Raw genomic sequence first — 12513 nt, forward strand, 5'->3', positions numbered from 1 at the left:
AAAATTATACGCATGAATGCTACCTACTGGACTTTCATCATCGCTTCCATTTTTTTGCTTGCTTTTATTTTCTGGGCGGTAAAGACCAACTATCTAAAAAGAAGGCATCCCGTTTTTTCAAATTCCTGGCGCGCTATCCTGGAAGATAAAGTCTCATTTTACCAAACTCTGACCGCCAGCGACAAGGCACGATTCGAAAAAGAAATCCTGTATTTTATCAATCGTATTACTATTACAGGGGTGGAAATGGAGATCGACGACACCGACCGCTTGCTGGTAGCTTCGAGCGCCGTGATACCCCTGTTTGGTTTTCCTGAACTGCGTTACCGGAACATCAGCGAGGTTCTACTGTATAAGGGTACCTTCAACGCCGATAATCAGACGGAAGGTGAGGCCCGGAATATTCTGGGTAAGGTAGGTTCGGGTACCATGAACCGCCTGATGATCTTGTCGTTGCCCGCGCTGCATCAAGGGTTTGAGAATGAAAAAAGTAAAAACAACGTGGGAATTCACGAATTCGTCCATCTCATCGACAAAGCCGACGGCGTTACCGACGGTATTCCGGAAAACCTGATGCAGAAGCAGTATGTGCTTCCCTGGCTGCAGCTGGTACACCGGGAAATCGAAAAAATCAAAGAGAACGAGTCGGACATTAATCCTTATGGTGCGACCAGCGAAGTGGAGTTCCTGAGTGTGGCGAGCGAATATTTTTTCAATCAGCCCGATTTATTCGCAGAGAAACATCCCGACCTCTACGAATTAATGACGAAGATGTACCGGCAGGAGCCTTGAAGGCACCCCTCATTGTGCCCATTTTTTAAAATATCACCCCCTCTCCGGTTGGAGAGGGGGTGAGGGTAGGTAGTCAGTATTCGGACTTTGGAATTGCTTACTTCGCAAACCACAATTTCAGCCGCATGGTATTCTGTCCTCCCTGACGCGTGAGGGCCTCGTTGAAATTGACGTAATTCAACGACTCTTCCGAACCCGGGTAGGCCAGGCGCGTGGGAATGACATCGTTGTTGGCGTTGGAAGCGGGCGCTTTCAGCGCGGGGATCCCCGTGCGGCGGTACTCCGTCCAGGCTTCCAGACCTTGTCCGTAAAGTGCGATCCATTTTTGTTCCATGATCTGCACATAGCCTTCATTACCACTTTTTAAAGCGTTGGTGGCCAGGTACTCGGGCGAAACCGTCAGATTATACTGCTTGAAAGACGCCGTTATTGCATCTTTGTAATTGGTGGCGGCATCTCCCGCGGAGGCTATGCCCTTGAAGGCAAGTTCGGATTTTATGAAAAGCAATTCGGCGTAGGTCATGAGGACTCCCGGCGCGGTAGCAGCCGTAAAGTACGATCCTACCTTGGAAGTTTTTGATAATCCCAGGGCGTTGGCGTCGGAATTGGACAGTCCGTTGGGTACCCCTTTGTAGTCGCCTCCATCGGCAGGCAGATCGGCGTACACGGTCAGACGCGCATCGTTCAGACTTTTCAATTTGTTAACGATCGTGGCACTGATCCGGTGGTCGTCGCGGGTCTTGCGGTTTTCGTTGACCGGATTGTTGTTGGGTGCGCCTGAGAGGTAAGCCAACTGGACATTATCGGCGTTTGAAGCCAGTACCGGGTACTTCCCAGGATCGCCGAGGATGCGGTTGATGTCTGCGGAAACATCCACTTTACCGTTCATGCGGTTCAGGATGCGAAGGCTGAGTGAATTGGCAAACTTCTTCCATTTCAACATGTTACCTCCCAAAAGGATATCGCCGGAAACGGCCATATCGGCGTTGTTCAGCACAATCATATCATTCGCTGCTTGTAAGGTTTTCACCAGATCCACATAGACGTCCTTCTGCGCATCGTAGGTAGGTTTCAGGGTACCCTCGATCCCCTTGATCGCGTCATTATAAGGAATATCACCGTACAAATCGGTCAACACGCTGAATACCCACGAACGCATGATCAAAGCCACGGCCTTATAATTGGAGTTCTGCGTCTCATCGGCGATTTTGATAATCCGTTGATAATTGGCCAGCGGCTCAACGTAAAAATCCCGCCAGCCGTTGGAGATCACGTCGTTCGTCACGATGTACCGATCCGCGTCGGTGTACTGGATACGTGCCCAATGCTGGGCGAAAAGATTACCCACATCCTGCCCCAAAGAGCCACCGACGTACATATCGACGGCACTCTGAATACCGTAGGGCAGGAATAGATCCGCCGAAGCCGAGGTAGGGTTATTGGGGTTGGTATTGATCGCCTCAAAATCCTTGGTACAGGAGCTCACTACCCCCAGCATGACGGCCAGGAGGGTAGCTTTTTTGAAAAATATTGGTTTCATTTTCATAGTAAAGTTTATGAATCAATGCGTTTATGTGGAAGCGGTAGAACGTAATAATAGTCGCTTGATGACTCGTTATAACACCACCCTTACTTTGGGCCTTCGTGCCTCCTTACAATTTAAAATTGATATTGAACCCTACCGATTTGGTTGTCGGGATTTGGCCATTTTCGATTCCTTGCAGGTTACCATCGTTGTAATAGCTCGTTTCGGGATCGATATGCGGTACATTGCTATGCAGAATCGCCAGGTTGCGACCGACTACCGATAGAGCTAAATCGCGGAAGGGAAGTTTCTTCACGAGCTTACCGGAAATCACGTAGGTGAATTTGACTTCACGCAGTTTCACGTAACTACCATCGAAGATCGTTGTTTCGTTATTGGTCAGACCATAATAGCTATGGTGCCAGGCTTCGGACGAGATATTGGTGGTGTTTGGCACATAATTGGGCCTTTCGGCGGTACCTATATTAACCACCCCATCGCCAACGATACCATCCTCACGACCCACCGTAGTTTCGGCCAGTACCCCCGTAAAGCGACCAATGTTGACCGACTGCGAGAAAATATCCCCTCCCTGCTTCATGTCAATGAGCGTACTGAGCGAGAAACGCTTATAGCTGAACGTATTTTGAATACCGCCAATCCACTTCGGTGTAAAGTTACCCAGAATGCGGCGCACGGGGTCGATCTGGGGAAGTCCGGCCGTGTTATACACAATATTGCCCGCTGGATCGCGCATGAAACCCTGCCCAAAGAAGGTACCATAAGGCTGTCCTACCCGAGCTTCCACCGCCATGCCGCGGATGTTGGTGGTACCGTTGAGTTGGTACACATCCAATCCCTCAGCCAGTTCCACTACCTTGTTCCGGTTGCGGGCCCAGTTGAGGTTAATATCCCAGCTGAAAGCACCCGCTACGATCGGGGTAGCGCGTAGCTGCACTTCAACCCCTTTGTTTTGGAGCCTTCCGGCGTTCAATAGTTTCGAAGTAAATCCGGTGGCATTGGAGATATTCACATTCAGGATCTGGTTGTAAGAATCCTGCTTATAGTAGGTCAGGTCCAGTCCGACCCGGTTTTTCCACAGCCGTACCTCAGCCCCTACCTCGAACGAATTGGTCAATTCGGGTTTCAGGTCGGCATTGAGCAGCGTGTTGCTTTCGGCCAGCGTCGGAGTGCTGCCCCAGGCGCTTTTGTAGTCGTAGGTCTGGGCTGTACGGTAAGGATCGGTGTCGTTCCCTACGCGCGCGGCACCCGCCCGCAGTTTGGCAAAGGAAAGTACATTCGATTCGACTTTAAAAATATCCGTCAAAACCGCGCTCACCGAGGCCGAAGGATAGAAATACGAGTTATTGCCCGTGGGCAGGGTACTCGACCAGTCGTTGCGGGCCGTCAGATCCACAAAAAGGTAGTTTCTAAATCCGATATTGGCCGAGGCGTAGGCACTGTTGACGATTTTTTCCGAAAACGAATTCTCGACAACTGGCCGCTGCCGGGAGTTGCCCAGGTTCCACACCCGCGGAATGGCCAGCTCGGTAGCGCCCATGTAGTTACGCTGGTAATAGTTACGGCGGTGGTTACCCCCGAGGTTGGCCGTAATATCGAATTCGCCAAATTTGTGCATAGCGGTCAGCAGGAAGTCCGAGTTGGATTCGCGCACGAAAATCTGCTCTTCGTTATAACTGTCATAGAGCTTGTTGCCGTTGATATTGTCCTTCCGGGCAGCGCCTTTGGTCTGGCGGCGATCTTCGTAAAAATCAGTTCCTGAGCGAGCTGTCAGGCTGAGCCAATCGGTAAACTTGTAAGTGGCAGCTACATTGCCATACAGCCGGTCACGCTCATTGGCGCGGGTGCTGTTATTCAGTACATAGTAGGGGTTCGTCCAATAGTTGTTGTTCCAGTTGTTCTGGTAAATACTGCCGGGCGCGGTATAATTCACGAGGTCGTTCATGTCCACCTGCCGACCGAACCAAATAAAATACAATCCCCAGTTGGAGCGGTTGTCGCTGCCATCGTTCACGTAGTTGCCCGTGGCCCGGATGTTAAGTTTCTTAGTCAGGTTCCAGCCCGCGTTCAACGATACGGTCCGCCGCTTGTAATCGGTATTGGGCAGGATTCCCTTCTGGTTAAGATCGGTGTAGGATAGTCGGAAGTCGCCATTTTCATTTCCACCCGTGATGGACACGTTGTTGGTCAGGGTACGTCCCGTTTGAAAAAAGATATCGACGTTATCGGGATGCGCGACCCAGGGCGTCGGCGTCCGGGTACCATCAGCGGCAATCGGTGAGTTGAACTGTGGAATCAGTCGCCCGTCCAATTTCGGGCCCCAGCTTTCGTCCACCCCATCGTTGACCCCTTTTCCGGTACCATCGACAAATGAGAACAACCCCTTGGCGCCCTGACCGTATTCATTTTGCCAGCTCGGCAACCGTAAGGGCGAATCGAATGAAGTATTGGTGTTGAATGAAACCCCAATCCCTTTGCTTCCCTTACCGCTTTTGGTCGTGACGAGTACCACGCCATTGGCTCCCCGCGAACCATAAAGCGCCGCCGCACTCGGACCTTTCAGCACGCTAATATTCTCGATATCATCGGGATTAAGCGAGGCCGCGCCATTGCCGTAATCTACGCCCGTACCCGAGCCGTAATTTCCGTTGTCGATGGGTACCCCATCCACTACGAACAGCGGTTGGTTGTTGCTCCCAATCGAGCTGGAACCCCGGATAATCATGCGCGAGGAAGCTCCCGGCGCTCCATTGGAGTTGGTCACCTGCACCCCGGCGATTTTGCCGGAAAGCGAATTGACCAGGTTGGTTTCCCGTGCCTGCGTCAGCTGGGTACCCTGAATTTCCTGTACCGAATAGCCCAATGCTTTCTTTTCGCGCGAAATACCCAGTGCCGTCACCACGATTTCGCCCAGTTGGGCGGCGTCGTCCGTCATGACGATTTCCAGGCTTCTTTTGCCGTCGACCGGAATGTCCTGCGTCACATAGCCGATGAAAGAAACGACGAGAGTGGCGTTGGGTGGTACCATCAGGGTGAAGTTTCCGTCGGAGTTGGTGCTGGTACCCCGGTTGGTACCCTTCACCAGAATACTGGCTCCCGGAAGTCCGGAACCGTCCGTTTTGGCCGTAATTCGTCCCGTCAGTGAATAATCCCGGGACTCCTGGGCCTGCATGGTGTTGAAGGTCAAAAGACCGAACAACATACAGAGTAGTGCGTAGCTTTTTTCATACGATAGTTAATTAAGATAAAATGGTATTATAAAAAGAAAATATTATGTACACTAATAAGCGTAGCTATATTAAAAATATGTTTCATAGTAAATATTACCTATCTGCCTTTTACCATAAAACCATAATTATATTCTTCATTTATCACCTTGATTACAATATTATTTCAATGTTCGATAATATTTTAATACAATAATAATGTTCAGGTAAAATTTTTCAGTTCCCTGAATATCTTCTATCGAAAGTATTTATAGTTTTTTAATAATTATAATTTTTTCAATAAATAGGACTAATACTTTTTGCCTGGTACTTGAAGAAAGCTATCGCGGCAGGATCAATAAATCAGGTAGGCAGGAAGAGTTTGCCCCACGATTTTGGAGGATTGCTTCTGGCGGGATGGTTAAAAAGCACTATACGGAGGAGACATTGCCCATCGGAAAAGCTTTTTGTTCCATAGCTCCGGGCAGCCACTCGTGGGGTAAAATGGTAAAGCGATGAAAGACGGATTTGAAAAGATCTGCTGTTTTGGCCGGAACGGATCAAATCAGAAAGTGAGAAATAACATTCAGGGCATGGTTTTTTGATAGTTAAATCCACACGGTACCCTCCACAGTATTCATTAGGTACCGGCCAACTAAATCCTACGACCATGTTTCAAAACCAGAATCCCAGCGATCCCGGCATTACACCGCCCAGCGCCCCACCCGAGAATCCCGTATTGCCCAATGAACCCGAGGCACCTGAACCCGTCACGCCGGATGAAAATCCGCCCATGACCGAACCGGAAACGCCGCCCTTCGATCCAGCCCCCGAGCGGAGTCCGATTGACCCGGGCATCCCGGAGTTGAATCCTGATCCAATACCGGGACAGGACCCAATGATACCAATGAAGTAAAAAACCGGAGCCTGAATGGCTCCGGTTTTTTAGTATCAAGTACTCTACTGTCTGCACAGGTAAAAATACAGCATCCCGGGCTTTTCAGAATGAAAATAATTCTGGCCCGTTATGCGACTTTCCTTCCTTTTTATTCTTGCGATGCCGTTTGTTCATTGGCTGTATACTCAGTTCGAAAATCCGCCCCAAACAGTACTGCCTCCCACCCAACTCAGCATCCGCCAAAACGAAGCAGCGGGTACCCTGGAAGTTTTCCGGCAGGGCGAATCCAAACCCATCTTGACTCAGGTCGCCAAGCCTGATTTTCGGCCTTATCTGCATCCGATCGTGGCTCCGGACGGGAAGGGATTGCTGACGGAATACAGTCCCGGCCACCATTTACACCAGACGGGTATTTACTGGGGTTTCACCCGTGTCAATGGCCGCGATTATTTTCACCATCCCGGCGACAACTATTGGCGCAAAAAGTCCGCCACGGTACTGGTAGCCGAAGGTGAACAAGTCAAATGGCAAACCGTGTACGACCTGCTGGACTCCACGGGTACCGCCGTGCTGACCGAAACCCAAAACTGGTCTTTGTCCGTAGAAAACGGCAAGTACTTGCTCGATCTGGAATGGAATGGCGAAGCCCAAACCGACGTGACCATCGGTAAGTACGATTATGGCGGACTTTTCGTGCGAATGCCCTGGAAGGAAGGCATCAAGGGGGAAGTCATCAACGCCGCCCGGCAGCGCAACGAAAAAGCCGAAGGGCAACGGGCCATGTGGGTAGATGTGGGAATGCAGGTCGAAGGGCGCGACGATCTGGCCCATATCGCCGTGTTCGAGCATCCGTCCAATAAGGGGTACCCCAACTATTGGCGCGTGGACGGCCAACTGGGCATCGGCCCGGCCAAAGCCCGCATGAGCGACTGGACGATCAAAAAAAGCATGACCGAAACCATCCGGTACCAGCTCTACGTCTATACGGGCGAGTTGAATGACATTGAACTGAATAAAGCTTTTGGTGAATATTCGGGTAATACGGGTACCTACAATACCGCCGCGCTATGGGACATTGCCCGCAAGGAAGGACGCGATGCCAAGTTCCTGACTGCCGACGAAGCCGTGGCCGCCATGACAATTAACGAGGGGTACCAGGTGAACGCCTGGGCGGCCGAACCCATGGTGACCCAGCCGATGGCCTTCTGCTGGGACGACCGGGGTCGCCTGTGGGTAGCCGAAAACCGCGACTACGAAGACCGGGGCAAAGGGTTTTCCAATTCGGGCGACAGCCGCATTGTGATTCTGGAAGACACTGACCACGACGGAAAAGCCGATAGTCGGAAGGTTTTCATGGAAGGTATTGCTTTTCCGGCCGCCCTTGCGGTGGGTTTCGACGGAGTGTTTGTGGGCGCACCACCCAACCTGCTTTTTGTGCCGGACAAAAACGGCGACGACAAGGCCGACGTGGACGACATCGAAGTGCGCCTGACCGGCTGGGGTATCCGCGACCGCCATGAAACGCTGAACAGCTTTCACTGGGGACCCGACGGCTGGCTGTATGGTACCCAAGGCTTTGCCACGCCCTCCAAAATTCGCAAACCTAAAGGAAAAGGCAAAATCTACCGGCACAATGATGCCTTCCCCGAAGATCTGCTGGAAGCCGAAGGTACCGACATCAACGGGGGCGTGTGGCGCTACCACCCTACCCAGGAAAAGTTTGAGGTGGTAGCCCACGGTTTCAGTAACCCCTGGGGCATCGACTACGACGCCAAAGGCCAGCTGTTTATTACCGCTTGCGTGATTCCGCATTTGTGGTATGTCATTCCGGGCGGTATTTATCACCGGCAGGGTGGACAGCATTTCAACCCCTACGTCTACAACGACATCAAAACCATCGCCGACCACAGCCATCGCTCAGCCCATGGCGGGGCGCGGATTTACCAGTCGGATGCCTTTCCGGCGGCGGAGCGCGGGCGGATTTTTATGGCCAATATTCACGAACACGGGGTACTTTCGGATGAGCTGATTCCGAAGGGATCGGGCTTCACCGCTCCCCACGGCGACGATTTCATGATGGCCAATAACGCGCAGTGGGTAGGCTTCAGCATGGAGGTAGGTCCCGAAGGTGGACTCTACGTGCTCGACTGGCACGATGCCGACATCTGTGGCTCGGATGTGCTGAACAAGGAAACCGGCCGGATTTTCCGGATCATGCCTAAGGTATCCGGAGCCAAAAATTGGGAAGGTCGCTACGCGGATTTATCCAAAATGACCGATCGGCAATTGGTGGCCCTGCAAACCAGTCCGAGTGAATGGCACGCGCGGCGGGCGCGGATTATTTTACAGAATCGGGCCTTCAAACACCAACTTTCACCCGCTGTGCATGCTGATCTGAAAGCGATGTTCCAAAACCAAGAAAACGCCGATTTTCGCCTACGGGCGATGTGGACGCTTCATGCTACCCAAGGCTTTCAAAGGTATGAATCGGTGAAAGCCCTGTCGGATCAAGATGCTCATGTGCGCGCCTGGGCTATACAGTTTCTTTGTGAAGCAGGGCAACCTGCCGCCGAAGTCGTTACGACCTTCGCTAAAATGGCCAAGTCCGATCCTTCGCCCGTTGTGCGGTTGTACCTGGCATCAGCCTTGCAAAGACTGGACTATTCGGCCCGCTTATCTATTGCTCAGGAATTGGTTCGACACGCCGAAGATTCTACCGACCACAATTTGCCCAAAATGATCTGGTATGGCCTGGAACCGATGGGTGTCGATAATCCTACGAAGGCCCTGAATCTGGCTACCGATAGTAAAATCCCGATGATCTCGCAGTTTATAGCCCGCCGGATGGTAGATGCCGACGCGACCGAAAAACTAGTAGAAATGATCGGCAGAACGCCTACCAACCAAACCTACCTCCTGGAAGGCATGCGTGATGCACTCGATGGCCGCTTCGACATGGTACCTCCGCCCAACTGGAAAGGCGTATACACAAAATTGAAAAGCAAACCCGGCCCTTCGGCCACCATTGCCGAAGAATTGTCCCAACACTTTGGCGACACCGAAGCGGCCAAAAAACAACTGATTACCCTCAAAAACCAGGCTGCTCCCCTACCCCAGCGAGCCAGTGCGTTACAAATGCTCAGCCTGCGTCAACGACCAGAGTTACTCAAAGAACTACCCGTCTTGCTCGATGATGCTGGCCTGCGCAAAGACGCCATCCGGGCCATTGCCAGCTATGACAACGAAGCACTAGGCAAGCTTATCCTGGAAAGGTACCCTACCCTGAACGCCGCCGAAAAAGCCGAGGCGATCCAGACACTTTCCTCGCGTCCAAAGTACGGCTGGCTACTGACGCAAGCTTTGGCGAAGGGTACCTTACCCAAAAAGGACGTCCCGGCTTATACGGCCCGGCAGTTGCGCCGCGTGGTCGGCAGTGGTTTCGTGGAAGTGTGGGGGCCCATCGATCACGTAGCTTTTGATGAAAAAGCTTACACCAAATATCGGGCATTGCTCTCCGATAAGGCACTGGGTACCGCCGACACGCACAAAGGAAAATTGATTTTCACCAATACCTGTGGCCCCTGCCACACGCTCTACGGGCAGGGGGGTACCCTGGGCCCCGACCTCACGGGCTCCAACCGGACCAACGTGGACTACCTGCTGGGCAATATCCTCGATCCCAGCGGTGAGATTCAGGATGATTATAAAATGGTCGTGTTCACGACCCGCGACGGGCGTACGCATGTGGGCAACGTCGCCAAGGAAACAGATCGCCAGCTTACCCTCCGCGTAGTGGGGCAAGATGCCGTACTAGTCAACAAATCCGACATCCAGTCCCGCGAGGTGACGCCTACCTCCATGATGCCGACGGGGCTTTTGGAGCCGCTTTCAGATCAGGAAGTTTTGGATCTGATAGGGTACCTGCGCACGCGCGAGGCGGTGAAGTAAGGACTTGGGTGGCAAGTTAGAAATCTACACTATTTTATCCCCAAGGGGTTATTAGATGCGTCGAAGTAAAGCAGAAACAGAGGGGTACCTTTAAAGTCCTAGCGGGTATAAATCCAGCCAGTCGTGGTGTAGCCCGTTCGTCCTTTCCAATTATACACCATTTCGGCAGCCATATCCTTGAGGTATTTGGCCTTCAGTTTTTGGTGCAGGGCATCCGGCTGCTTTACCCCGTTGACGATCAGTTCGTCCGCACTCAGTTTGTACGAAAGGCCGGTTTTGTCCCGGATTACCCCCGCCTCCATCAGCTCATTGATAAAATCCGCTTGCATTGTCTCATATTCCGCGCGTTTTTTTTCGGCTTCTTTTCGCATCACTTCCGCTTCGCCCCGAAATACCTCCGCGTGTCGACGGGCCTCCTGGGCATGTCGGCGGGCTTCTTCGGCCAGCTGGCGCGCCTCGTCCGCCTGCGCCCTAATCGACTCAATGTTTTCGTTCCGGTTCTGGTTGGCCTGTGCTTTCATCTCCTCCGCGTACAGCCGGTTTTGGTTGCTGGCTACCCGCATGTCTTCTGCTGCCCGCCGCTGTTGTTGGGCATCCTCCCGCATTTGCCGGGCTTGCTGGCGCGCTACTTCGGCCTGAGCCCGGTAGGTTTCAGCCTCCCTGCGCATTACCTCAGCCTGCTCCCGCATCTTTATGGCTTCCTGGCGCGCCACATCGGCCTGCGCCCGGACTACTTCCGCCTTTTCACGCTCTACTTTCAATTCTGCCAGGATCGGTTCAATCTCAGGCAGGTAGCTTTCGATTTGATCCTCCAGGATCGTCTTTCCGTCAATTTCAAGCTCCGTTATTTTTCCATCTTGATCTACGATTCTGTAGCGCTTGTCGTTCCGGGTTATCTGAATGGTGGACACGGAGGTACCTGTACCTTTTTGCTTGGGCACGATGGTATCCTGCATCGCTACGGCCAGGGGCGTCGGTTCGGCCTGGGGAAGTAGGGCGGGTATTGGTTTGGGGAGCGGCACCTCGTTGGGCTGGGCCGAAGGTGTGGGTACCTTCACGGCGGATGAGGGCGAAAAAGCCACCGACAACACGGAGACGGTGATCAGGCTGGCGGTAACAAACAGTTTTTCCATGGCATCTAATTGTTTATTGTGATTGTAAATAATGCGTTTAATCCGGTCGAGCAGGTGGTTGCGCTTCCCCGCAAAGGCCAGCACGGGTGCCGAAGCCGCGATTTTGTACTCCTGAAATTGTACCAGGGCGTTGACAAAGGAGGTTTTGTTTTGGGTGACGGCAATGGCTAAGTCATCGCAGCAGTGCTCGCGCTCTTCGCGGATGAGGTAGGAAAGCCAAAGTACCGCCGGGTTGAAAAAGAATATATTTTCGGAAAAACTCTGAAAGAGGTTCACGAGGTAGTCTTTGCGGCGGACATGGGCGAGTTCATGGAGCAGAATGGCTTCCAACTGGCTGGTGGGGAGGCTTGTCATGAAACCCATAGGTACCAGGATCATCGGTTTCAGGAAACCGGCCACCAGGGGTACCTTCACCCGCTCGGATTCAACCAGCGCGATGCGGCGGTTAATCTTTAGCCTGTGGGCCAGCTCAACTACCCGGTGGTGCCAGCGCTCCGGTACCGGTCGGATACGGTGATGCCGAATGCGGTGAATGTAGTACAGGCCACTGGCCGCTTGGAACGTTTTCAATAAAAACACCAGCCACCATACCGCCACGATCAGAACGGCGTGCTCCGTACCGAAGCGCAGTATCTTGCTTGCCATGTCTTCCTGCTCCGCTACCCACAAGTTCTCGCGGATAAGGTACCCCGCGTGAAGGGTACCTTGGGTCAGAACTACCTCAGGAACCAGCGCAGCTACCCTGTCAATCTGATGGTACTCCCACCAAAAAGTACCGGCGCTAACCGCCAGAAAGGTCAGCAGCAGCCCCGTCAGAAGTGCGTAGCGCAGTGCGGGCCGGGCTTTTCGGGTCATAAGTAGAATCACGCCCACCAGCACCGCCAGGACGAGGCCCTGCCAGAGTGAGTGGATGAGGGTCCAGCTGAAGGCCTCAATTCCCTTTTGGGAGAATAGAGTATTAAGAAAGAACGTATTCATGGCTAACAGGAA

The 12513-nt window shown here is 52.6% G+C and carries 6 protein-coding genes; 3 read left to right on the forward strand and 3 right to left on the reverse strand.

Annotated features, from left to right (window positions below; genetic code table 11):
- The first annotated feature begins 12 nt into the window (after nt 1–12).
- Entirely contained in the window at nt 13–792 is a 780-nt protein-coding gene (locus GBK04_RS01700; protein WP_152756300.1) for a M90 family metallopeptidase, read from the forward strand.
- Between the two features lie 97 nt (nt 793–889).
- Here GBK04_RS01700 and GBK04_RS01705 read toward each other — a convergent pair whose 3' ends face one another.
- Entirely contained in the window at nt 890–2332 is a 1443-nt protein-coding gene (locus GBK04_RS01705; RefSeq protein WP_152756302.1) for a SusD/RagB family nutrient-binding outer membrane lipoprotein, read from the reverse strand.
- A gap of 112 nt (nt 2333–2444) precedes the next feature.
- Complete coding sequence (locus tag GBK04_RS01710; protein ID WP_152756304.1) at nt 2445–5540, reverse strand: SusC/RagA family TonB-linked outer membrane protein; 3096 nt, start codon at nt 5538–5540, stop codon at nt 2445–2447.
- Nucleotides 5541–6214: 674 nt separating this feature from the next.
- On the opposite strand from GBK04_RS01710, the gene GBK04_RS01715 reads away from it, so the two are divergent.
- Both GBK04_RS01715 and GBK04_RS01720 read left to right on the forward strand, forming a co-directional pair.
- Nucleotides 6215–6460: a filamentous hemagglutinin gene (locus tag GBK04_RS01715; protein ID WP_152756305.1), complete on the forward strand. Its 246-nt coding sequence runs from the start codon at nt 6215–6217 to the stop codon at nt 6458–6460.
- Between the two features lie 141 nt (nt 6461–6601).
- Nucleotides 6602–10390: a PVC-type heme-binding CxxCH protein gene (locus GBK04_RS01720; RefSeq protein WP_373330629.1), complete on the forward strand. Its 3789-nt coding sequence runs from the start codon at nt 6602–6604 to the stop codon at nt 10388–10390.
- Between the two features lie 98 nt (nt 10391–10488).
- Here GBK04_RS01720 and GBK04_RS01725 read toward each other — a convergent pair whose 3' ends face one another.
- A complete protein-coding gene (locus tag GBK04_RS01725; RefSeq protein WP_152756309.1) occupies nt 10489–12501 on the reverse strand; it encodes a M56 family metallopeptidase in 2013 nt (670 codons plus the stop codon).
- Nucleotides 12502–12513 lie beyond the last annotated feature (12 nt).

Origin of the sequence: Salmonirosea aquatica (assembly GCF_009296315.1) — a bacterium.
Taxonomy (GTDB): Bacteria; Bacteroidota; Bacteroidia; order Cytophagales; family Spirosomataceae; genus Salmonirosea; species Salmonirosea aquatica.